Source organism: Sneathiella sedimenti (assembly GCF_017313765.1).
Taxonomy (GTDB): Bacteria; Pseudomonadota; Alphaproteobacteria; order Sneathiellales; family Sneathiellaceae; genus Sneathiella; species Sneathiella sedimenti.
The window spans coordinates 1-23,164 of record NZ_JAFLNC010000002.1; the positions used below are offsets into that span (position 1 = coordinate 1).

The 23,164-nt window shown below is 51.7% G+C and carries 21 protein-coding genes and 1 tRNA gene; 13 read left to right on the plus strand and 9 right to left on the minus strand.

What is annotated here, in order from left to right; translation table 11 throughout:
- The first annotated feature begins 38 nt into the window (after nt 1–38).
- A tRNA-Met gene (locus tag J0X12_RS05150) sits at nt 39–115 on the plus strand.
- A gap of 360 nt (nt 116–475) precedes the next feature.
- Nucleotides 476–868 (plus strand): carboxymuconolactone decarboxylase family protein, encoded by a 393-nt coding sequence (locus J0X12_RS05155; protein ID WP_207042951.1) that lies wholly within the window; start codon nt 476–478, stop codon nt 866–868.
- 136 nt (nt 869–1,004) lie between these two features.
- On the opposite strand, the gene J0X12_RS05160 is transcribed toward J0X12_RS05155, so the two are convergent.
- The gene (locus tag J0X12_RS05160) at nt 1,005–1,802 is read right to left on the minus strand and encodes a glutathione S-transferase family protein (protein ID WP_207042953.1); all 798 of its coding nucleotides are present in this window, start codon (nt 1,800–1,802) and stop codon (nt 1,005–1,007) included.
- A gap of 36 nt (nt 1,803–1,838) precedes the next feature.
- Nucleotides 1,839–2,573, minus strand: coding sequence for a DUF1194 domain-containing protein (locus J0X12_RS05165; RefSeq protein WP_207042955.1), 735 nt, complete (start codon nt 2,571–2,573; stop codon nt 1,839–1,841).
- A 250-nt stretch (nt 2,574–2,823) separates the two neighbouring features.
- Between J0X12_RS05165 and J0X12_RS05170 the strand changes: the two genes are divergently transcribed.
- Nucleotides 2,824–4,293 (plus strand): catalase, encoded by a 1,470-nt coding sequence (locus J0X12_RS05170; protein WP_207042957.1) that lies wholly within the window; start codon nt 2,824–2,826, stop codon nt 4,291–4,293.
- Nucleotides 4,294–4,382: 89 nt separating this feature from the next.
- On the opposite strand, the gene J0X12_RS05175 is transcribed toward J0X12_RS05170, so the two are convergent.
- Complete coding sequence (locus J0X12_RS05175; protein ID WP_207042959.1) at nt 4,383–5,525, minus strand: FAD-dependent oxidoreductase; 1,143 nt, start codon at nt 5,523–5,525, stop codon at nt 4,383–4,385.
- Between the two features lie 272 nt (nt 5,526–5,797).
- Between J0X12_RS05175 and J0X12_RS05180 the strand changes: the two genes are divergently transcribed.
- The 5 genes from J0X12_RS05180 (at nt 5,798) to J0X12_RS05200 (ending at nt 11,348) form a co-directional block, all read left to right on the plus strand.
- Entirely contained in the window at nt 5,798–7,711 is a 1,914-nt protein-coding gene (locus J0X12_RS05180) for a PAS domain-containing sensor histidine kinase (RefSeq protein ID WP_207042963.1), read from the plus strand.
- A 128-nt stretch (nt 7,712–7,839) separates the two neighbouring features.
- On the plus strand, nt 7,840–9,036 hold the full coding sequence (locus tag J0X12_RS05185) for a type III PLP-dependent enzyme (protein WP_207042965.1): 1,197 nt from the start codon (nt 7,840–7,842) through the stop codon (nt 9,034–9,036).
- 33 nt (nt 9,037–9,069) lie between these two features.
- On the plus strand, nt 9,070–10,107 hold the full coding sequence (locus tag J0X12_RS05190; RefSeq protein WP_207042967.1) for a 1,9-bis(guanidino)-5-aza-nonane synthase: 1,038 nt from the start codon (nt 9,070–9,072) through the stop codon (nt 10,105–10,107).
- Nucleotides 10,108–10,127: 20 nt separating this feature from the next.
- Nucleotides 10,128–11,027 carry an agmatinase gene (speB, locus tag J0X12_RS05195; protein WP_207042968.1) on the plus strand — a complete coding sequence of 300 codons (900 nt, stop codon included), beginning with the start codon at nt 10,128–10,130 and terminating at the stop codon, nt 11,025–11,027.
- Nucleotides 11,028–11,120: 93 nt separating this feature from the next.
- Complete coding sequence (locus J0X12_RS05200; RefSeq protein WP_207042970.1) at nt 11,121–11,348, plus strand: hypothetical protein; 228 nt, start codon at nt 11,121–11,123, stop codon at nt 11,346–11,348.
- 9 nt (nt 11,349–11,357) lie between these two features.
- On the opposite strand, the gene J0X12_RS05205 is transcribed toward J0X12_RS05200, so the two are convergent.
- Nucleotides 11,358–12,008, minus strand: coding sequence for a 2-hydroxychromene-2-carboxylate isomerase (locus tag J0X12_RS05205; protein ID WP_207042979.1), 651 nt, complete (start codon nt 12,006–12,008; stop codon nt 11,358–11,360).
- Between the two features lie 165 nt (nt 12,009–12,173).
- Here J0X12_RS05205 and J0X12_RS05210 point away from each other — a divergent pair, with 165 nt between their 5' ends.
- The 3 genes from J0X12_RS05210 to J0X12_RS05220 all read left to right on the plus strand — a co-directional run bounded on the left by J0X12_RS05210 (nt 12,174) and on the right by J0X12_RS05220 (nt 15,464).
- Complete coding sequence (locus J0X12_RS05210) at nt 12,174–12,974, plus strand: undecaprenyl-diphosphate phosphatase (protein ID WP_207042981.1); 801 nt, start codon at nt 12,174–12,176, stop codon at nt 12,972–12,974.
- A gap of 157 nt (nt 12,975–13,131) precedes the next feature.
- Nucleotides 13,132–13,929, plus strand: coding sequence for a DUF3108 domain-containing protein (locus tag J0X12_RS05215; RefSeq protein ID WP_207042983.1), 798 nt, complete (start codon nt 13,132–13,134; stop codon nt 13,927–13,929).
- A gap of 140 nt (nt 13,930–14,069) precedes the next feature.
- Nucleotides 14,070–15,464 carry an adenylate/guanylate cyclase domain-containing protein gene (locus J0X12_RS05220; protein WP_207042984.1) on the plus strand — a complete coding sequence of 465 codons (1,395 nt, stop codon included), beginning with the start codon at nt 14,070–14,072 and terminating at the stop codon, nt 15,462–15,464.
- Here the strand turns inward: J0X12_RS05220 and J0X12_RS05225 are convergent.
- The 3 genes from J0X12_RS05225 to J0X12_RS05235 are packed head-to-tail and all read right to left on the minus strand — an operon-like array spanning nt 15,461 to nt 18,402.
- Nucleotides 15,461–16,846, minus strand: a complete 1,386-nt coding sequence (locus J0X12_RS05225; RefSeq protein ID WP_207042986.1) for a TRAP transporter large permease subunit — start codon at nt 16,844–16,846, stop codon at nt 15,461–15,463. The genes J0X12_RS05220 and J0X12_RS05225 overlap by 4 nt on opposite strands.
- A complete protein-coding gene (locus tag J0X12_RS05230) occupies nt 16,843–17,340 on the minus strand; it encodes a TRAP transporter small permease (protein ID WP_207042987.1) in 498 nt (165 codons plus the stop codon). The genes J0X12_RS05225 and J0X12_RS05230 overlap by 4 nt, the downstream gene beginning before the upstream one ends.
- 33 nt (nt 17,341–17,373) lie before the next feature.
- Nucleotides 17,374–18,402, minus strand: coding sequence for a TRAP transporter substrate-binding protein (locus tag J0X12_RS05235; RefSeq protein WP_207042988.1), 1,029 nt, complete (start codon nt 18,400–18,402; stop codon nt 17,374–17,376).
- A 246-nt stretch (nt 18,403–18,648) separates the two neighbouring features.
- Between J0X12_RS05235 and J0X12_RS05240 the strand changes: the two genes are divergently transcribed.
- Together J0X12_RS05240 and J0X12_RS05245 are read left to right on the plus strand one after the other, a co-directional pair.
- The gene (locus J0X12_RS05240) at nt 18,649–19,731 is read left to right on the plus strand and encodes a Zn-dependent alcohol dehydrogenase (RefSeq protein ID WP_207042989.1); all 1,083 of its coding nucleotides are present in this window, start codon (nt 18,649–18,651) and stop codon (nt 19,729–19,731) included.
- Between the two features lie 5 nt (nt 19,732–19,736).
- Nucleotides 19,737–20,930 (plus strand): mandelate racemase/muconate lactonizing enzyme family protein, encoded by a 1,194-nt coding sequence (locus J0X12_RS05245; protein WP_207042990.1) that lies wholly within the window; start codon nt 19,737–19,739, stop codon nt 20,928–20,930.
- A 1-nt stretch (nt 20,931) separates the two neighbouring features.
- Here the strand turns inward: J0X12_RS05245 and J0X12_RS05250 are convergent, their stop codons facing one another.
- Both J0X12_RS05250 and J0X12_RS05255 read right to left on the minus strand, forming a co-directional pair.
- Nucleotides 20,932–21,576, minus strand: coding sequence for an MBL fold metallo-hydrolase (locus J0X12_RS05250; RefSeq protein ID WP_207042991.1), 645 nt, complete (start codon nt 21,574–21,576; stop codon nt 20,932–20,934).
- Nucleotides 21,577–21,625: 49 nt separating this feature from the next.
- Nucleotides 21,626–23,131 (minus strand): helicase HerA-like domain-containing protein, encoded by a 1,506-nt coding sequence (locus J0X12_RS05255; protein WP_207042992.1) that lies wholly within the window; start codon nt 23,129–23,131, stop codon nt 21,626–21,628.
- Nucleotides 23,132–23,164 lie beyond the last annotated feature (33 nt).

A 23,164-nucleotide genomic window follows, 5' to 3' on the forward strand; every position in this document is an offset into this window, starting at 1 on the left:
ATGTTCCCGCCGGCGATTGAGGCAAAAAACAAAATTAACGCGGGGTGGAGCAGCCCGGTAGCTCGTCAGGCTCATAACCTGAAGGTCGTAGGTTCAAATCCTACCCCCGCAACCAAAACGTCACAACCCGGCTCATGCCGGGTTTTGTCGTTTTTGATGGGTGGGAGAAGGAATTGAAACTCAGTCAGGCTTTGCAACGCAAAGGCTGGCAAGGTTCACAACAAGCGCACAGCGCGCAGGTGCAGGGAGGGGCATAGCCCCGAGCAAAATCCTACCCCCGCAACCAATAATTACAACGGCTTAGCTGGAAACAGTTAGGCCGTTTTTTGTTGCCCGTAATTTACTTGCAGTTGATAGTCTAATCGTGGTGTGGAATTGTCATTATAACGTAGGTAAAACAATATATATCGGGATGTTAGGTCCTGTTTCAGGCTTGGGATGGAGCCACAAGGTATTGACGAAGGAGAATAACAAGATGGAATCACGTCGTGAAATTGGCTTAAAGACATTAGGAGACCTGACACAGTCAGACGGGACGGGCATCCTGAAGCGTCTCAAGGATTTTCCTGTGCTTGCAGAGGGAGTTGTTGATTTTGCCTATGGCGAGGTCCTGTCTCGCGATGTACTCGATCCCAAGGTGCGGCAATTGGCGACTGTTTCATCGCTTGCTTCCCAGGGTATGCTCAAACCGCAGCTCAAGGTACATTTTGCGGGTGCTTTGAATATTGGCGTGAAGCCCGAAGAGCTAATAGAGATCGTTTACATAACGGCTATCTATGCTGGTATGCCTAAAGCACTGAATGCTGCGGCGATCCTACAGGAAGTATTCAATGAAAAAGACATTAAAATCACGGTGATGGCTGACTAGGTCATTTTTTGGCCCCCGGAGGAGGCAAATTCCTTAAGGAATTTGTTCAATGTAACCTCCCCTAGGCGCAGCATGCTATTCTGGCATTGAATTTATTTTGCCACCAATTGGCTTTTTTCCGCGTGGAAAAGCCTTCTTATATCAATCCCAATTCAGCATCGCTTGCTGATCCGTCATACTTATTCTTGGGAGGCCAGGGACGGCTTTGCCAGTCGGGTGTGAAGGCGAAGCTGGAAACCTGACGTCCATCCACAAGGGCGCCATTTCCAGCGCCGAGGGCATAGTCATAATAAAGCTTGACGATTTCCTCTCGCGAGACCTGCTGAGCCGCCGGATGGGCAAGACAGGCCTTCCGCCATTTCCGGACACGGGCATAGTCAGCTGCTTCGGGAAGGTCAAAGTCCTCATAATACTCGAGAAACCAGAAACGCATGAACATAGGCGTGAAAACACACTCGGCGAGTCCAAATTCTTCAAAGAGCCAGGTGCCGTCCGGGTTATGCTCCATCAGGAAATCATTGAGATCCCTATAAAGCGCCAGCATCTTGTCAATGTGATCTTTCCGCTTTTCTGGGTCCTGATTCATGACAAAAAGGTAGCCAGCCATCGTAAACGGGCCTTCCCTGGTGATCAGAAGATTCTCGATCGCATGGCGAAGCGGATCAGCTGCTCGCACCTGGCCGCCGGGCACGATTTCGTCAAGATAGCGCAGGAGGACAAGACTTTCTTTTAGAATATTACCGTCATGTGTCTCGAGGACAGGCAGGGCGGTTGTCCCCCTTGTTTTCTCAAGGAGGGCAGGGTCACGCGGCCGGGTGATGTCAACGACCTCGAACCGGACATGATCCTGCTGATTTTTTAAATTGAGCAGGATTTCAACACGTTGGGAGAAGGGGCATACTGGTATATGATAAATTACAAACTCATTTGTCAATTTTCAGTCCTTCTATTTTATTTACAAGTTTCCGCTTCAGTTTCGTAGCTCCATATTTTCGAGTGTTGTTTCAGCGATTTCAAGAATAAGCTTTTTCCTGACCGCATCGGCGAAGGTGGCGGCATTGTCAGCTGTAATTACAAATGCTCCATCGCCGCCAATGATCTGGGTTCTGAAGGCCAACTCCAGATCATAGCTGTTTGGCCGACCGGAGCAATGCCGGCAAAGGATGGCAAGACCATTGATGGTAATTCCCGCATTCACAATTTCCTGGCGGGCAAATTCAATCGGCGGACCACTCCAGTTGTTGGCGCTATCTGCAGAGATATCTATGACGCGCCGAAATCCCCAAATATTATTGGTTTCGATGAGGTTCTTTCCGAACAACAATGCCGTGCCAATGGCGTTGTAACCGCGCGCTTTTCTCGGGTGACTCCGCAGTTCTTTCGCAAAATCCTGCGCGGATTCCTGGCTGTCGATGATACGCCATCCCACCACGATATCCTGTGAATTCGAGTCTCCCCATTCTACATAGGTGACAGCAATTCTCTCATATATTGTTGTTTTAATTGCTGAAATAACATTCTGGTCGGTAATCGCCTTGGCATAGCCTTCCCGTTGAAACAGGATTTCCGCATCATCGATGGAGCCGGTGGCATCAGCAAGTAGAACAAGCTCCACCCCGACCTTTGTTTCTTCCTGCGCCCTTGTTGGCCCGGTCCAGAAGAACATCAGAATTATCAGGATGACACAAAGTTTATCGAGGTGCATCTCCAGACCTCACCCTCCTAACATAAGGAAGATATAATTTGGTAGTTTTGTTAGGGGGTCAAGTAACAATACATTCGAGGAGTTTGTCGCAAGGCACTTCCCGTAGCCATTGCGGCAATAACATTGATCCAAACGGTTTGTGTGGGCGTAAGAAATAATAAATCGGCAGCAAGCTTGACATTCATTAGAATAATTCTAATTGGATATGTACCCCGTAACGCGACGTAATAAACCTCTTTGGAGAAATTCCATGTCAAAACGCAAAAACATGACGACAACCGCCGGTGCACCGATCAGCGACAATCAAAACTCCCTCACTGCCGGGGCACGAGGGCCTCTACTGATGCAGGACTATCAGTTGCTTGAAAAGCTCGCACATCAGAACCGGGAGCGGATACCCGAAAGGGTGGTTCATGCCAAGGGATGGGGCGCGCATGGCACCTTCACCGTAACCCACGACATTAGCAAATATACCCGGGCGAAGATCTTTTCTGAAGTCGGCAAGAAAACCCCGATGATCGCCCGTTTCTCTACGGTTGCTGGTGAGCAAGGCGCGGCGGACGCCGAACGGGATGTGCGGGGATTTGCCCTTAAATTCTACACCGAGGAAGGCAATTGGGATATGGTCGGCAATAATACGCCCGTATTCTTCGTGCGCGACCCCTTGAAATTTCCGGATTTTATCCATACCCAGAAGCGCCATCCGCGGACTAATCTGCGCTCCCCAACCGCAATGTGGGATTTTTGGTCCTTATCCCCTGAAAGCCTGCATCAGGTGACTATCCTGATGTCGGATCGCGGCCTGCCTGTAGCGCCGATGTATATGAACGGTTACGGATCACACACCTATAGCTTCTGGAATGAGGATGGGGAACGCTTCTGGATCAAGTTCCACTTCAAAACCAAACAAGGGCACAAGCATTACACAAATGAGGAGGCCGCGAAAATTATTGGCGAGTCCCGTGAAACCTACCAGGAGGAATTGTTCGGCACGATCGAACACGGTGAATTCCCTAGGTGGACTGTGAATGTGCAGGTTATGCCTGAGGCGGACGCGGAGAAGACGCCTTATAATCCATTTGATTTGACAAAGGTATGGCCGCATGGCGACTATCCGTTGATCGAAGTCGGTGAGATGGAGCTCAATCGCAATGCGGACAACTACTTTGCGGAAATAGAGCAGGCTGCCTTCAGCCCGTCCAATGTCGTACCTGGGATAGGCTTCAGCCCGGATAAGATGCTGCAGGCTCGCATTTTCTCTTATGCGGATGCTCATCGTCACCGTCTTGGTACCCACTATGAAGCGCTACCGATTAACGCGCCAAAATCTGCCGTAAACCATTATCACAAGGATGGGGCAATGCGGTTTTTCCGAAATGATACTGGAAATCCTGATGCCTATTATGAGCCCAACTCTGTGAACGGGCCGGTGGAAGACCAGAGTTATCGTGAGCCACCCTATCGTATTTCTGGTGATGCGGACCGGTATGATCATCGCGAAGGCAACGATGATTATTCTCAACCCAGGGCACTTTTCAACCTGTTCGACGCAGGAGAGAAAGAGCGGCTCTTCTCGAATATTGCAGCGGCAATGCAGGGTGTGCCTGAGGAAATCGTCCAGCGGCAACTCGGCCACTTCTTTAAGATAGATCCCGCCTACGCAGAGGGCGTGGCCGCAAAACTAGGCACCTCCGTCTCAGAAGGAGCAACAGCCGCGTAAGCGCGACAGTAACTATCCAAACAGAAAGCCCCTTGAATAATTGATTCAAGGGGCTTTTTGCTGGAACTGGGGGTGACGGATAGCCGTCTCTAGGAAAGGAAATGCCGATCCGTTGCGAGCTTTTTCCAGGCATTGACATCCGGCGGGCCCATTGTGCGGATTTTCAAATCACGTATGCCCCTGCTTACCCAGCTCTGCATGCTTTCTAGATGCGTTAGCGGGGCGTCTGCAAACCGGATGACTCGCTCGACTTTTCTCTCTCTTCTTTCCTTGTATGTCATCAGCGCCTGATCAATATTTTGCATGGCCAAAGCATCCGCAAGGCAGCGGCTGTCGGCGAGGGCCATTGCAGCCCCTTGCTGGATTAAAGGAGAGCATCCGCTTGCAGAGTCGCCGACGAACGCGATGCGCCGGTCGAAAAAGCAGGGCTTGATAACGGATTTCAGACGGTTCGTCAGGATATCAACATCGTCCAACTGGGACAGGATATACGGAACGGGTCCGCCGTATCCGGAGAACACCTTCTTGATATTCTCCTTCGCGTTGTCACCCAGAACTATGTCATTTAGGTCCTCATACACATGGCCATAACAATAAAGGGCATCCTCGCTAATGGGATAGACAGTGAAGAGATCTGTCTGGCCAATTAAATGTAGAGGTTGCAATGTATGCTCGGTATAGGGAACCACAAACCGCCAACTGATGACATTATGATCGACGAGCATTTCCTGCCCTTCATAATTGTTTTGGCGCACCAGGGAATTGATCCCATCCGCCGCGATCAAAAGGTCGTAGGATCCGTTCAGTAGTTCGTTCGTGCAGGTGATCTTGACCGCGTCATCACCATGTTCGACCGTCAGTATTTCCGTATTGTAGCGGATCTTTTTCTCCAGACCTTCAAGCAGGGCGCGATCAAGGTCCTGCCGTTTGAGTGAGATGAACTGATCGTTCTCGAACGGCGGTTCCGTCAAATTTGCAGACTTGATCGTCTTGCCCGTCATTTTGTTGTAGGTGATTGTAGAAGCCTCGAAATAACGGCCTTCCAATCGCTCCAGCGTGCCGAGATCTTTAAGCTCTCTCACAGCATTGAAAGGAAGGACGATGCCGGTATGGGCAATGCATTCCGAAGATCGCTTTTCAATTATCTCGAAGTCCAGCCCGAATCTACTTAGCCACTGCGCAATAGAAAGCCCCGCAATTCCGGCGCCTACAATCAAAATTTTCGATGTCAAACCGGTATGTTCCTCATAATAGCCATACCCTCGTACGATAGAGCCGGATCATATAATTATTCCTCAGTTAAATCAAAGTAGCTTGTTGAGATGGTTGATGAAACTCTTATTTCCCAGGCGTCAGGCGGCTTGCAAGCGGGATTCTGACTGTTTAACGGAAGCTCAACACTTTCCAGCTAATGTTAGGCAAGCCTGAATTGTTCGAACCGGGAAGAAAATTTGATTAGACATCGCAATAACTTGCGCGCCGGACAACGCAAGGGAATTGGCTTATGCTGAGCGAATTAGCCATTCTCATCTGCTTGCTTGTCATGTTAACCGTTTTTTGGAGGCGGAAAAAGCGGCTCACTCACGTCAAGTTAGGACGGGATTTAATAAACTACGGCCTGCTTATCGTGGTAATCGCGTCCTTCGTCGATCTTTTGTTTGTTGGTGACGGCTCGGTATTCAATATCGGTTTTAGCGATATAAATTCACTGGAAGTATGGAATGCCGTTGGTTATTTGCCGGGCCTCGTGCTGGTTGCGATCGGCATGTCGCGCATGCTTCCAGCTATTGAACGTCTCAATCAGGAGATTCAGGCCAGGATAATCTCCGAAGAAAAGCAACGGGAACAAAATAAGCGTCTTCAGTTGACTATCGCCCGAGCTGAGACAGCCGAAACCACACTACTCGATGCCATCGAATCAATGCCGGAAGGCGTTGCAATTTTCGATCCGAACGACCGGCTTTACGTTTGTAACAACCCCTATCGTGAGCGGTATAAGAAACTTGCGGACAAGGTACAGTCAGGCGTCCATTTCAATGAACTCGTCCGTTTGATGGTCGAAATGAAGCGGGTGCCGGAAGCGGTTGGCAGGGAAGAAGAATATATTGCGGCTCGAATCAAGGAACATAACAATCCAGCCGATCCGGTAGAGCAGGAAATGGACGATGGTCGGATTTACCGGCTATCCGAAACAAAGACCAAATCGGGAGGCACAGTATCCATTCGAACGGATATTACCGATATTCGTGCCCGTGAGCAGGCTCTTAAGGAAAATCGTGCAAAACTGGAGGAAGCTCAGGCCATCGCCCATATCGGTAACTGGATGCGTGATACTCGCGCCGACAAACATGAGTGGTCGGATGAAATTTTCCGCATTTTGGGATGCCAGCCTGGCGAAATCGAGCAAAGCTACAGCAATTTTATGTCCCGGGTACATAAAAACGATGTCGCACGTCTGCGCTCAGTCTTTGAGCATACGAACGAAAGTCTTGAGCCGTTCGAAGCGGAGTTCCGTGTGGTGCAGGATGGGGGCAGTATTGTTTACGTCAGGTTACTGGGGCGGGTGAATACTGATGAAAATGGAGTTGTGACAGGGGGCAGCGGAACCCTTCAGGATATCACCACCCAGCATATATTTGAGCGCGAACTGATGCAGGCGAAACTGGAAGCGGAAGAGGGCACGAGATCAAAATCTCTGTTCCTTGCGAATATGAGTCATGAGCTCCGGACGCCGCTAAACGCCGTAATCGGCTTCTCCGAAGTTCTGGCGAAAGAAATTTTCGGCCCTCTGGCGAACGACCGGTATCGCGAATATGCCGACAACATCCAGTCCTCGGGTCGGCACCTGCTATCGCTAATCGATGATATTCTGGAATATTCGCGTCTGGAATCTGACTCCATCGAACTGCAGGAAACGGAGTTTAATCTCCTGAAGGCAGCAGAATCGACGAAAACCATGTTGTTGGCTAAGGCAAATGAAAAGCGGATCAGCTTTTTCCTTTCGAAGAATCTCGATATCGAGATTCGGGCTGATGAAAGAAAGCTGAAACAGGTGCTCATTAATCTTGTCAATAATGCCATAAAATTTACGCCGGAGAATGGACTGATAGAATTGGACCTAGCTGAAGATTCGGATAATTTTATTTCGCTCTATGTGATTGATAACGGTTATGGCATCAGCAAGGATGAAATTAAGAATGTGATGCGCCCGTTTGGACGGACGCATTATTCCATATCAAAATCGATTGAGGGAACAGGTCTGGGACTCCCGCTTGCGAAATCAATTGTCGAGTTGCATGGCGGCATGTTGAAAATCAAATCCAATGCGAATAAACCGGGAACAACGATCGAGATACGTTTGCCAAAATCCCGGGTGGTAGGCCCGGAGCAGAATGCCCCCCGTCTGAACGTAATTTAACGGTCATAATCGGGCTGCAAAATACTCACCTGATTAGTGAATCTTTATGTAGCGTAGCAGTATTTTTTCTGCTAATGAGCCTCACCGAAATATTTGGATTCAACAACTAAACAGGTGGAACATTAGAATTGCAACTGCTCCAGGATTGTGAGGGCTATGTCGCTGATCGCGAGCATGCCCTAGCCGGTTTGCGGCGATATGAAAACGAAGCGACAGCTCTTGAAATCGAGCAGTCAAACGATGCTGTCCACTTTCTGTATATCGACAAGATTGCAGAGGCGGCCAGCAACTTTCTCACCGGATTTCCAGGTACTTGTCTTTATGCGGCGAAAGCTAACCCGCATCCGGCGCTTCTGCGTCTGCTGTGGGCTGCGGGTATTCGTCACTTTGAAGTCGCCTCGATCCGGGAGATTGAGAATCTGCGTCGCGATTTGCCAATGGCGCAGCTTTATTTCATGCACCCGGTCAAAAGCCGGCAGGCAATTGCCCGCGCCTATGCGCTTGGCGTGCGCCATTTTGCCTTCGACAGCCTTGACGAACTTCGCAAGATAAAGCAGGAAACCGGCCATGCCGAAGACCTGTCGCTGATGCTGCGTCTCAGTGTATCGCAGGTTGGTGCGGCATATCCGCTCGACAATAAATTTGGCGCGACATTGATGGAGGCTCCGCTTCTCCTCACCCATGCCCGCCAGATCGCTGAGAAAGTCGGCGTAACTTTCCATGTCGGCTCGCAATGTCTTGAGGTCGAGGCATATGTCAATGCCATCTACAATATCGCCAATATGCTGGAAGGTTGCGGTGTCAAGATCGATATGATTGATGTCGGCGGTGGTTTCCCGATTTCCTATCCGGATATGGAGCCTGCGCCGCTGCAGGATTATTTCGACGCAATCGCCAAAGCCCTGATGGAATGCGGCTTTGAAGATCTCGAGATTTTCTGTGAGCCGGGCCGGGCGATGGTTGCCGCAGGCGGAGCCGTCGCGGTAAGGGTTGAACTTCGCCGTGGGCAGTCGCTATACTTAAATGACGGCACCTATGGATCGCTCTTCGATGCGGGCCAGCTGGGCTGGACTTATCCGATTGAGCTATACCGGGCCGGACGGCTGGAAGTCCTTTCGGAAACGTCGCTATTTCAACTCTACGGGCCGACATGTGACAGCATCGACAAGATGCAGGATCGACTTTCGCTCCCAGAGGATGTGTGTGAGGGCGACTGGCTTATTTTCCGTCATTTGGGGGCTTATGGTTACGCCATGCAAACCAAATTCAACGGATTTTACTCCGAAACAGTCGTGGCGATCGAAGGCGGCGCCGAACTCGCGTAACGCAACTATTCAATAAAAGGCATTGAGGTCATTATGATGAAAACCTCTCAAAGTAACGATAAGGCGGCTCTCCTTTCGAAGACCGTCGAGCATATCGATTTTAAAAGTTTTGACGCCCGACCAATCATTGACGCCATGGGCAAGATGTCCTTCACCTCGCGTGATCTCGCACGGGCGACGGAAATTTTTAACATGGCCGTTGAAGACCCGGATTGCGCTGTCATCCTGACCCTCGCGGGATCGACATCCGCGGGCGGCTGTATGCATGTTTACCGGGATCTGGTGGAATTGGGCATGGTGGACGCGATTGTGTCCACCGGTGCTTCCATCGTCGACATGGATTTTTTCGAGGCGCTCGGCTTTCGCCACTATCAGGCCGACAGTTCTGTCGACGATAATGATCTGCGGGCGCTTTATATCGACCGTATTTACGACACCTATATCGATGAGGAAGAACTCCAGCATTGCGACGAGACGATCAAGCTGATCGCCGATAGTCTGGAGCGGCGCCCTTATTCCTCACGGGAGTTTATCCAGGAAATGGGCCGTTGGCTCAAAAGCAATTCGGTCAAGAAGAACTCCTTGATCGAGACCTGCTTCGACCATGATGTGCCGATTTTTGTTCCGGCTTTTTCCGATTGCTCCGCCGGGTTTGGCCTGGTCAAGCACCAGGTTGAAAACCCGGACGCACATTTGAGTATCGATAGCGTAAAGGATTTCCGTGAGCTGACGGAAATCAAGATCGCCGCTGGCACAACGGGCCTGTTGATGGTTGGTGGCGGTGTTCCGAAAAACTTTGTTCAGGACACGGTTGTCTGCGCGGAAATTCTCGGCAAGGAAGTGGATGTACATAAATACGCGGTGCAGATTTCCGTCGCTGATGTGCGCGACGGTGCCTGCTCCTCTTCCACCCTGAAGGAAGCGGCAAGTTGGGGCAAGGTCAGCACCAATCTGGAACAGATGGTCTTTGCCGAGGCTTCATCGGTTGTACCACTCCTGGCGTCTGATGTTTATCATCGCGGCGGATGGAAGAACCGTAAGCCCAGAAAATTCACCAAGCTGTTTCAGTAACAGATTGCTGGATTAAAGCTATGAAGGCTCCATTTGATATTCTACCCTCGGAAGAAGGGTTCCTGGGGTTGCCCGCGGAAGAAGCGGTCGACTATGCGACGGCCAAAGCGGTGATAATCCCTTTCGGTCTTGAAGGGTCCGTCAGCTATGGCGGCGGGACAGCCATGGGACCCGCTGCCATGATCGAGGCGAGTCATCAAGTGGAGCTTTTTGATGAAGACCTTTGGTGTGAACCGTTTCGCAACTTTGGCGTTGTTACGATGCGGGAGCAGCCTGTCGACGGCAGTGATATCAAGAAGGCGGTCGATGATCTGGCGGCATTGACGGGGAACGCGTTGTCTGATGGGAAGTTCCCTCTCGTTTTCGGCGGGGAACATTCGATCACTCCCGGTGCGATACGGCCGTTTCTGGAAAAATATGATGATCTGATCATTTTGCATTTTGACGCCCATGCGGACCTGCGGGATGGCTTTGAGGGGGAACATTACTCTCATGCCGCCGCAATCCGGCGCGTTCTTGATCATCCCACGGTACCCATTGTCTCCATTGGCATTCGTAATATCTCGGCGGAGGAAATCCCGTTCCTGGACGCAAACCGTCATCGTATTACGATTCACTGGGGCAAGGATCGCGAAAACTGGCGCGTTGAGGATATTGTTGCCCCTCTTAAGGACCGGCCCATTTATCTGACGTTCGACCTTGATGGTTTTGACGGGTCACTGATGCCGGCCACCGGAACGCCGGAGCCGGGCGGGGTGTTTTGGAATGATGCGATCAATATCATCAAGGCGGCGTCGAAAACCGGTAAAATAGTTGGTGCCGACATCAACGAACTTGCGCCGATAGAAGGGTTTCACGCGCCGAATTTCCTGGCGGCAAAGTTAGCTTACAAGATACTTTCCTTTGCTTTTTCGCGTTGACTGCCCCGAAAATAGCAAAATTTCACCTCATTTTTGAATAAAATTGGCCGCATTTCCCCGTCATGTTGTTTCTCGTAACAAGAGGACAGGGAAATGGAAAAAGCAGGATATTCACGGAACAAGGGAAATATCTTTACCCGACTGTTTTCAGTGGCGAGATCATGCCGTCATCAGCTCGGCATTGTTGCTGTCACGATGGCGCTGGGACTGGCTATCATTTTGAATATTGCCATGGCGTCCGAGACAACCACCGAGAAAGCGCACGCCCAGATGGCTTACTTCAAGACAGATTCCTCGAAGAAAAGCATGGCCATCAATTAAGAAGGGCCTTTATCGCGCGACCAGCCCATCCTGTTTCATGCGCCACAAACAAACCTCCACCCGGTCCTGTCCGAAGAAGGCTTCGTTCTTGTAGGCAAGGGTGGGGACACCCCAATGGCCTGATTTTTCAAGCGCAGCCTGATTTTCCTCGACCTTGGCGGCATAACCGTCGAAATCATTTTCTATGAGGTTGTCAAGATGTGCGAGATCGAAACCGGCCTTCGCCGCTGCCTTGTCCAAATGGTCTCCTTCGTGCCATCCGCGCACCTCGCCGTTCCACAGGAGTTGGGAAATGTTATCCAGAAAGGCGAGGCCGTCGCCTGTTTCTGCAGCAGCAATCCCGAGATGCGTCAATCGATGGATAAAAGGTTGTTCCGCCGGCACTTCCCTTGTTTGACGGTTCATCTTGACTGGGTCCGGCCTTGGCCAGGAAATCGGGATGCCGTTCATGTCACCAACGCGTTGAATATCCGTCAGGAGATAGTCGATCCAAAGCGGATGCACATCCTTGAAGAATTGAGGTGTGCGAATTGCAATAGGATATACGGGGCGCACATTAACCTGAAGATCATATTCACGTGTTAATTCGACAATCCGGCGCGTTGCCAAGTACGAATAGGGGCTTCTGAACGACCAGAAAAGATCAACGCTGTGGGTCATGGTTACTCCATTGTTATTTGTTACTTTTTCTTCACAATAGGACCTTATAGTGACTTCCGCCAAGTAATTTTCTTTACCGCTGTAATGGCATGAGTCATTGTAACGACCGTGCAGGAAATGTAATGGGCCGTCGTATGCCAAATCCTAAGTATCTTAAGGGATAACATGCCTTTTTTTCATATACTAGTTCTTGCGGTGATTCAGGGAATTACCGAGTTTCTGCCTATTTCTTCGAGCGGCCATCTATTGATTATCCCGACGTTAACTGGCTGGCAGGATCAAGGGCAAAGTATTGATATCGCAGTGCATGTTGGGACTTTGGTGGCTGTAGTGGCATATTTTCGAAAAGATATTATGCAGATTATGACGGCCTTTGTGAAACCGAATGATCCTGCAAGCGCCGAGGGGCGTCGTCTCGGTTGGCATCTAATAGTCGGCAGTATCCCGATCATTTTTGCCGGTGGAGCCATGTACTATCTCGTTCAGGGAGAGCTCAGGTCGATCCTGCTGGTCGCCGCGACCACGATCTTTTTCGGGCTGTTTCTTGGTTGGGCAGATAAATACTTTCCAGCCTCGAAAAAAGTAACTGAAATCTCCATGATGGATGCATTCGTAATTGGCCTTTTTCAGGTTCTGTCGCTCCTTCCTGGAACTAGTCGATCTGGGATTACCATGTCGGCAGCGCGGATGCGTGGCATAAGCCGGAGCGATGGCGCACATTTTTCCATATTGCTTTCCATTCCAACAATTCTCGGGGCCGGCACGCTGGCGACCTACCACCTGATCCAGATCGGGGATGCACAGGTTGGTTTTGATGCCGTTCTGGCAGGCGTAGTCTCCTGTGTGGTTGCTTTTATGGTCATCAGCCTGCTGATGCGCTGGATCGAAAAAATTGGCTACACCCCATTTATTATTTATCGGCTTATCCTCGGCGTTTTTCTGCTTGCGGTGTATTTTTCTTCATAGCGTTCGATAATCCCGGAGTAGTTTCGTAACGTCAAACTGCTTGATTAATCCTGTCTGAAACACCATTTCCCCATACATGGTGAACGGGGAGGGCGTAAACATGTCTGCAGTTCAAAAAAGTAGCGTAAATGCCGTAAAGATTTTCGGGGCAGGCCTTATGATCGTCGCCACTCTCTTTTCACGGCACGTTGCCGCTGCGGAGGATGAAACGGATTTACACTATTCCGTTTATCTTGGGGGGCTTTACCTCGGCAGTATTGAAGCTGAAGTCAGGCAAGGACAGAGTAACTACAGTATCGAGAGTGCCGCCCGCACCAATGCGGCGTTCAAGTGGATGCTAAACTGGTTTGCGACGGGCGAGACCGAGGGCCTGATCAGTCTTGATAAATTTTTACCACGTCAGCATTTGCATAAAAGCACCTGGAATAAGAATGTCCGTACCGTCTTCTTGGATTACGCAAAAACAGGTGAGGTCAAAGTACAGAAAACTACCTCCCGCGTTGACCCTCCCAATAAATACACACCTATTGACCCTGAAAGCCTGGCGAACACGATTGATCCGATGACGGCTTTCCTGACAATGTCCAATCGATTGGAAAAAGGGATGGGCTGCAACATCCAGATGCCGGTTTTCGATGGCCACCGTCGGTATGACGTGGTGCTGACCGATACACCTCCGCGTTATTTTAAACCGTCCCGGTATTCTGTATTTGAAGGGCAGGCTATCGGATGCAAGATTGATATCGTCAGAAAAGGCGGATTCCCGGCAGACCAGGATTACGAAAATAATCCCACTGCCAATCAGGATATCATTTTGTATTCAGGTGCGCCTGTCGAGAACGGTAACGTCGTTCCGGTTCGCATGCGAATGAGTACCCAGTTCGGCATGATGGAAATTCACCTCGACCGCTATCGCGAAGGCCCTGTGAAGCTCGTGAGTCGTATTTCGCAATAGACCTGCCTTTATCACAGGACGTCTGTCAGATAGTCCGCCACTGAATTAAAAATAAATGGCTTGAAGTTCTAATGTCCTCTTTGGGGTGGTCCGGATCATCGAGTCAGACTAGATTGATCTGCATTGGTGGAGAAAACACAATGGCAGAAGCTCACTTGGTTGATGGAATGCGTCCAATAAGTCGCAGGGAAGAACTTGAGGACATAGAGAGGAATAAATACCTCTACGAAGCACTGGACCAGAATAAACGCGAAGGCCTGATGCTGGCGGTCCGGGCCCGAACTATTTCCCTTGTGATTATTGGTGTTTTTCTGATTTACCTCAATCCAGACTGGTCTGTCCTGTACTATGAAGTACTGATTGCCGGCTTTTTGTTGATTGGCTGGTTGCAAGTTAAAATTGGCCGGGTGGAGCGATCGCGAGCGGAGTTGCTCCTGATCCTTCTGGATCTCGCGCTGATGACTATTGTCCTGGTCGTTCCCAATCCGTGGGACCCACGCCCCTGGTCTGTGGCCATGCAATACAAATATGCGCTCTTTCCCTACTTTTATGTACTTTTGGCAGGTGCTGCACTTGCCTATTCCTGGCGGACATTACTGCCGGTCGCCGCCTTTACGACTGTTCTTTGGATTGGGGCCTATTTTTGGGCAATCGAACAACCATCGGACATTGCGGAGTTATCTGAGAAGGTAAAGTTGGCGCTTGCCGGATATCCACATGTACTTGACTTCGTTGACCCGAATTTTGTTCCGCTGGAGCAACGCATTCAGGAGGTCCTGATCTTCTGTATTGTCGCCGGATTGCTCGGGCTTAACGGTTGGCGGTCCCGCCGGCTGCTGGTCAAGCAGGCCGGTGTCGCGCGTGAACGCGCAAACCTTTCCCGGCATTTTCCACCGAATATCGTTGATACCCTTGCTGAAAGTGATCAACCCCTTGGTGATGTCAGATCCCAACCGGTAGCCGTGTTATTTGCAGACATTGTTGGTTTTACGAAAATGGCGGAAGCGGAAACGCCAGAACGAATTGTTGCGGTGCTGAGGCAGTTTCACACCCGGATGGAGGCCTGTGTATTTGACAATCACGGGACGCTGGACAAGTTCCTCGGCGATGGGCTGATGGCAACTTTCGGTACGCCGGAGATAACAGTGGAAGATGCTGAGAATGCTTTGCGTTGTGCGGCCGCAATGCACCAGGAAATGAATATCTGGAACGAGCAACGGGCAAAAGAAGGATTATCCCCAATCCGATTATCCATCGGTATTCATTATGGGACTGTGGTTCTTGGGGATATCGGTTCCGAACGCAGGCTTGAATATGCAGTGCTGGGGGACGTGGTGAATGTTGCTAGCCGGCTTGAGGCATTAACACGTGAGCTGAATGCATGCACGGTCGTCAGTGACAAGCTCATAGAGGCTGCAGGAGGGGCGGCAATCGCCAGGGATTTGGATTTCATCGAAAACGGGTCCCAGGAAATTCGGGGACGTGATGAAACGGTGACAACGTGGATACAGCCTCTTGCGTCTGTTGCCCCTTAGCCGGAGAGAAGACGCGGAACGAAGAGGGCGATGGCCGGGAAGAGGAGGATAAGGGCAATCCGGACCAACTCGATCCCAAAGAAAGGGATGACCCCCTTGAAGGTATCTCCCATTTTCACGTCCCCGGCGAGTGCACTGATGATGAATACATTCAGCCCCACCGGGGGCGTTATCAGCCCAAGCTCAATGACAATGAGCGAAAGAATACCAAACCAGATTTTCAGCTCATTGGCATTCATGGCGAACGCGGCCGTGGCCGCGGTTACGTAATCGCCGCCATTAATCTCGACGAGAACCGGCCATAAAAAAGGAACGACGACCAGGATCATCGAAAGGGAGTCCATAAAACAGCCTAGGATGATCAGTGCGATCAGCATCACAACAATAATTGACAGTGGCTCCAGAGTACTGGCTCCCGCCCATGATGCCAATGCTTCGGGAAGTCCGGCGCGTGTAAAAAAGCCCTTCAGGACCTCGGCACCGAACAGAATGAAATATATCATCCCGCTGGTTACGGCTGTCGCGAGAAGGGATTCCTTGATGCCCGCAAGGTCCAGCCCTTCTCCAAACCGGCGCAGGTATAGGCCATAGACAAGGATAAGGAAGACACCGATACCCGCGGCCGGCGTAGGGGTAAAGAGGCCGAGACCAAGCCCCAGGATAATCGCGCCGAAGATGACCACAACCGGGATGAGGCGCCGGATGGCGATCCGCCGCTCCTCTGGAGGCATCGGTTGTGCTTCCGGTGCGAGGGACGGCTTGATCCGGACCATTACCGCGATCGCCAAGACGAAAAACAGGACCGCAATAAGGCCCGGGATAATCGCCGCCTGAAACATCTCAAGAATGGAGGCTTCAACGATAATCGCATAAATCACGAGCGCCACAGAGGGCGGTATGAGGATGCCAAGTGTGCCGCCTGCTGCCAGCACGCCGGTCGCGAACCCCGGCGCATAATTAAGCCGCCTGAGCTCCGGCAGGGCAACCCGCCCCATCGTCGAGGCTGTGGCAAGGGAAGAGCCGCATACGGCGCCAAAGCCGGCGCAGGCGCCAATTGCCGACATTGCTACACCGCCCCGGTACTTCCCGGCAAAGGCATTGACGCCCTGAAACAGGTCACGGCTGAGATTTGCGTTAGATGCGAGATAGCCCATTAGAATAAACAACGGAACAACGGACAGGTCGTAATTGCCGACCGAATTCCAGAGCAGGCTCTTGAATTGAAAAAGGTAGGGTTCAAACCGCAGATAGGGCAATGCCAGGCTTAACGCGAAGTTCCCGCCGATCCCTACCAGAACCATCGACAGGCCCACCGGGACGCGAAGGGCAAGAAGAACGAATAGGACCACAAGGCCCAAAATGCCGATAAATTCGCCGCTCACTCGCTTGTCCTTTTCTCGCGAAGCTGCATTGCCGCAACCAGGGCCCAGAGAACCAAGGACAGGATTCCGGGAATATAGAACGGCCAGTTCGGCCAACCAAGTATAGGGGAAGAGGCAAAATCCTGGTAAGCGGATATCATTCCAAGGGACATCCAGTACGCCAGAAACAGTGCCAGAAGGATCGTCAGAACCAGGATAATCTTTTCAAGAATTTGCTGGATTTGCACAGAAAAATGGTCGGCGAACAAGTCCACCGCGACATGCCCTTTCCGGCGCTGGCAATAGGGGAAAAACATCAGGGCGACCGCGCTGATGGTCAGGCGGACAAAATCCTCATACCCCGCCAGACCGGCGACATTCGCGCCAAACAGCCGGGCAATCTTGTCGGCCCCGAAGGCAGCCGTATTGATAGTAGTTGCAAGAACAATCAGAAGGGTAAGGACGCCTGCCAACAAGGCCCAGCCGGATACGATCCAGTCCAGTTTTTTCGGCATCCTTACTCCCTTAACTGCTCGCGGTTAGCGTGGTCAATTGGAATGCTTGGCGATAGCTTTGCGTGCCTCATCGACCAGTTTTTGGCCGTCAATGCCGCGGTCGCTCACTTCACTGACCCATCGTGCGACGACCTTTCCGCCAACCTCGTCAAATGTTCCCTTGGCGGCCGCATCAAGCTGGACAATCTCGCCGCCTGATTTTTCCTGCATGCCTATTCCGGGCTTTTCGACATTGTTCCAGACGACGCCCATTTCCTCGGAAAAGGCAGGGCCGATATTGTCGTCGATAACCTTCTTCAGGTCATCAGGTAGGCTGTTATAGCGATCCTTGTTCATTGCAAAAAGGAAAGTTGCCGTTCCAAACCGTTCATTGTCGCCGCCGACGAGTGAGTAGTTTGTAAGTTCCGCCAGCTTGAACGGGGGAAAAATCTCGAAGGGAACCAAACCACCTTCGACGACACCCTTCGACAGGGACTGCGGCAGATCCGGCAGAGGCATTCCGACGGGGTCGGCGCCCCAGGCTTCAATCATCCAGCCACCACTGCGCGAGGGTGTACGGATTTTCATTCCCTTTACATCTTCCAGCGAGGTGACTTTCTTGGATGTCGTATGCAAGGCATTGCCTGCGTGCACATGGACGAGAAGCGGTTTCACCTCTGTAAAATCCTCAGCAATCAAAGGGAAAACGTCTTGTATGGCAGCGTTCGTTGCCTTGGCATCGCCCTTATGAACCGTTGGCAGTTCGAAAACTTCTATGCGAGGAAAAACCCCCGGCGTATAGCCCGGAACTGTCCAGACCATATCGACAACGCCGTCACGGACCTGCTGATAGAGCTCCGGTGGCTTCCCGCCGAGTGCCATTGACGGGAAAATCTTTACCTCGATACGGCCGTTTGAGTCTTTCGCAACCTTTTCTGCCCAAGGCTGTAACATTTGAGTATGCGCCGGTGCCTTAGGGCTAAGAAAATGATGCAGGGTTAAGGTGACCTCGGCTGCCTGCGCAGAGATCACACTGGTAACCGTCATTACGGTTGCCAACGTAAATCCAATTAGCTTTTTCATGTGTATCCTCCCAGTTTCGCCGATCCTGTTCTATGACAATTGATATACGGCGATAAAGTTGACATTAGCGATAATAGATCGGGCGTAAAATAAGATTATGCTTCGCGCTATTCGTAAAATGCATGAAATGTAATTCCGTAACCGTCAACTCGTTACCAAAAAATGCCTCATGTGAGAAGGCTATGATTGACTTTCTGGTTCTGGATCAGGAAGACTTATCGGTGCAATACACTCAGGGAGCGATTCATGAAAGCCGCCATCTGCCGGGAGTTCAACAAGCCGCTGCATATTGAGGAGCTAACTCTCGCGCCGCCTGAGGAGGGGGAAGTGCGGGTCAAGCTGGCTGCCTGCGCGATCTGTCATTCGGACATTACCTATATGGACGGAGGCTGGGGTGGCACCCTTCCAATGGTGCTTGGCCATGAAGCCGCCGGGGTCGTTGTAGAGACCGGCGCTGGCGTGCATGATATCAAAATGGGCGATCATGTACTCGTAACTCTTATTCGCTCCTGCGGTCATTGCGCGGACTGTGAAAATGGAAAGCCCTATATCTGTTCTACGCCATTTCCAATAGACACGGATAGCCGCCTGACATCTGTACAGGGTGAAAAGGTAGGGCAGGGTCTTCGCACCGGGGCGTTTGCCGAAGAGGTGGTCGTAGATCAATCGCAGCTTGTCAGTCTTCCAAAAGATTTGCCGTTGGATGCGGCGTCGCTCCTTTCCTGTGGGGTCATTACGGGACTTGGCGCGGTCGTGAATACGGCTGAAGTTGACTATGGCTCTTCCGTCGTGGTCATCGGTTGTGGCGGCGTTGGTTTGAATGCAGTGCAGGGAGCCGCGCTGGTGAATGCTGCGCCAATCATCGCTCTGGATCTGGTTGAAGAGAAGCTGGTCGCCGCCCGCAATTTTGGCGCAACTCATACTGTCGATCCACGCGCCAACAATGCGACGGAACAGGTGCACGCACTGACCCATGGACGAGGCGCTGATTATGTCTTTGTCGCAGCGGGTAGTCCCAAAGCGTTTGAACAAGGCCTTGATCTCCTCGCACCGTCCGGGACGCTGGTGATTGTCGGGATGCCGCCGACAGGACAGAAGATTGCGGTCGAGGCCGGTAACATCGCCGGGGCCGCCCAGAAAATTCTCGGTAGCAAAATGGGATCGACCCGGTTGCGTATCGATATCCCGAAACTTGTCGCGCTCTATGAGGCGGGTCGGCTGAAACTGGACGAGTTGATTACTGGGCGATATCCGCTTGATCAGATTAACGAGGCCATTGACGAAGTGCGGGCGGACAAGGCCCTCAGAAACGTAATCATATTTGAGTAGATGTCATGAAACTAACCGATCTTGAAACCTTCGTTGTTGGTACGCCTCCCCCACATTGGGGTGGGCAGTTCTGGGTATTCGTCAAGCTGACCACGGACAGCGGGGTGAGCGGAATAGGCGAAGCCTATGCGGCGCCGTTTCACCCGGATGTCACAGTCAAGATGATCGAAGATGTATTTGAGCGGCGTCTTCTCGGGATGAATCCGTTTCATATCGAGCGCATCTGGCGTCGGGTCTATTCCAGCGGATACACACAGCGGCCGGACTCCGCCATGATGGCGGTGCTGAGTGCGCTTGAAATGGCATGCTGGGATATTAACGGGAAAGAAACAAATAAACCGGTTTATGAACTTTTAGGAGGTAAAGTCCGCGAAAAGCTTCGGACCTACACCTATCTCTACCCGAAGGAAGGGGATACCGCGGATGTTTATAGCGATCCAGACCTTGCCGCGGAGCGGGCGGCGGAGAATGTTGCCCTCGGATTTACCGGCGTAAAGTTCGATCCGGTGGGGCCTTACTCGGCTTTCGATCCGCGCCAACCCTCGCTTGGCCGAATGGATCTGTCGGAAAAGCTGGTCGCCCGGGTCCGCGACGCCGTCGGTGATAAAGCGGACTTGCTGTTTGGTACTCACGGCCAGTTGACAACCTCGGGCGCCATTCGTCTCGCGCGCCGCCTGGAGAAATATGATCCGCTCTGGTTCGAGGAGCCGACCCCACCTGAAAATGCGAATGAGATGGCTAAACTCTCACGCCAGACAACGATCCCGATCGCAACCGGAGAGCGTCTTTGTACGAAATATGAGTTTCACCGCGTGCTGGAAAGCGGCGCGGCTTCGATCCTGCAAATGGCGCTTGGACGTGTCGGCGGAATATTGGAGGGCAAGAAAATCGCCAGCATGGCGGAAGTTTATTACGCCCAGATCGCGCCACATATGTACTGCGGCCCTGTTTCGGCAATGGCCGATATTCAGCTCAGCACCTGCACGCCGAATTTCCTGATACAGGAAAGCATCAACACCATGGGTGACTTTCATGCGGACATCCTGAAAGAACCGATCCAGTGGGAGGAGGGGTATATCATTCCACCCACGAAACCAGGTCTCGGGATTGAACTGGATGAAGACGTCATTGCCCTGCATCCCTTCACAGGCGACCAGCTTCATCTGGAAATGGTCGATGACCCGGTAGTCTTTGACTAAGTCAGCCGAAATTCATATCGGCCACAAATGGATTGGTTTCTCTTTCCTGACCGAAGGTCGAGAGATTTCCATGCCCCGGAATAAAAGTGATATCATCGCCCAGCGGCCAGAGCTTTTCACGAATGGAATGGATCAAGTCCTCATGATTGCCGCGCGGGAAATCCGTCCGGCCAATTGATCCCTGGAACAATACATCCCCGACGATCGCGACTCGTTCCTTCAGGTTGACAAAAACGACATGGCCGGGTGTATGGCCGGGGCAATGCACGACAGTAAATTCTTCATTCCCGACGGTGACTGTGTCACCATCTTCCAGCCAGCGATCAGGCGTGAAGGAAAATGACTCTGGGAAACCATATCTTGCGCATTGGGTTGGAAGCTGATCGATCCAGAATTTATCGTCCTTGTGCGGTCCTTCAACCGGCACGCCCAGCTTTTTGCGCAGCTCTTCCGTTCCGCCGGCGTGATCAAGATGGCCATGAGTGATCAGGATTTTCTCGATCGTCACGCCCTGTTTTTCAGCGGCTTCCTGAACACGATCCAGATCACCGCCGGGGTCGGTCACGGCGCCCTTCATGGTTTCTTCGCACCAGATCAGGCTGCAATTCTGGGCAAATGGGGTAACGGGAATAATGACGGCTTTCATTAAATATCAGAGCGTGTAACGCCCTGTCCTTTGACTGTTGTTTTTACTTCTATCTTTTCAGGGCGCCGAGAATACCACGAAGAAGGGCCTTGGCAATGCTACGCCCGAAGGAGGAGCTGACCGCCCGCGTGAGGGACTTGACTGCGGCTTCACCAACACTCTGGCGGTTTGACCGGCGCGCGGGCACCTTTTTTGATTTTGCGGCTTCGGCAGCTTCAGCAGCTTTTGCTTTTTCCGCCGCTTTCGCCGCTTTTTCTGCCCGTTCCTGCAAAATTTCGTAGGCCGATTCATTATCGACCGTTTCATCATACTTACTCGCAAGCTTGCTGTCGTTCAGGACGCGCTTGCGTTCGGTCTGGCTTACCGGTCCGAGCTTGGAAGACGGCGGGCGGACCAATGTCCGTTCAACAATTGAAGGCTCCCCTTTATTCTCCAGGGTGGAAACAAGGGCCTCTCCAACGCCGAGCGTGGTGATGACATCTTCTACCTCAAAAGCCGGATTAGGTCGATAGGTCTGCGCAGCAAGCCGAATTGCTTTTTGTTGCTTCGGTGTAAAGGCGCGGAGCGCATGCTGTATTCTGTTGCCGAGTTGCCCCAACACAGTGTCCGGAATGTCGTCCGGACTTTGCGTGACGAAAAAGACGCCAACACCTTTTGACCGGATCAGCCGGACCACCTGCTCAACCTTGTCAAGGAGAGCCTTGGGTGCATCGTCAAATAGCAGATGCGCTTCATCGAAGAAAAAGACTAGCTTGGGCCGATCGGCATCGCCCGCTTCCGGCAACTCCTCAAACAGCTCGGATAACATCCAAAGAAGGAAAGTTCCGTAAAGGCGGGGTGAGTTCATCAGTCTGTCGGCAGCTAGAATATTGATCATGCCGCGCCCTTCATGATCAGTCCGCATAAAATCTCGAAGATCAAGCGCAGGTTCCCCGAAAAACTTGTCCGCTCCTTGGTCTTCAAGGCGCAATAACGCGCGTTGAATCGCGCCAATCGACTGTGGCGAAACATTTCCATAAACCGCGGAAATCTCTTTTCGTTGTTCATTGAGGACACCAAGGAGGGCGCGCAGGTCTTTCAGGTCGAGCAGTAACAGGCCCTGTTCATCCGCGACACGAAAGACGATATTCATGACGCCTTCCTGCGTATCATTCAGCTCCAGCATGCGTGACAGCAAAAGTGGCCCGATTTCAGAAATTGTCGTGCGGACCGGGTGCCCTTGTTCCCCGAAAAGATCCCAGAAAACAGCGGGAAAGGCGGCTCCGTGGTATTCCTCTGTAAAACCGATTTTGCTGGCTCGCTTGGTCAGGAAATCCTGCATGTCCGATGTGTGACAAAGTCCGGAAAGATCACCTTTGGCATCGGCAAGAAAAACCGGAACGCCGGCGCTTGAAAACCCTTCTGCAAGGACTTGCAAGGTGACGGTCTTCCCCGTGCCGGTAGCGCCTGCAATGAGGCCGTGCCGGTTCCCCCATTTAAGAGGAAGATATTGGTTGCTCCCGCTGCCGTCGTCGCTCTTGCCGATAAATATGCTGTCGCTTTGCAAACAGGTCATGGTCACTAACTTCCCTAAATTAAGTTCGGATCG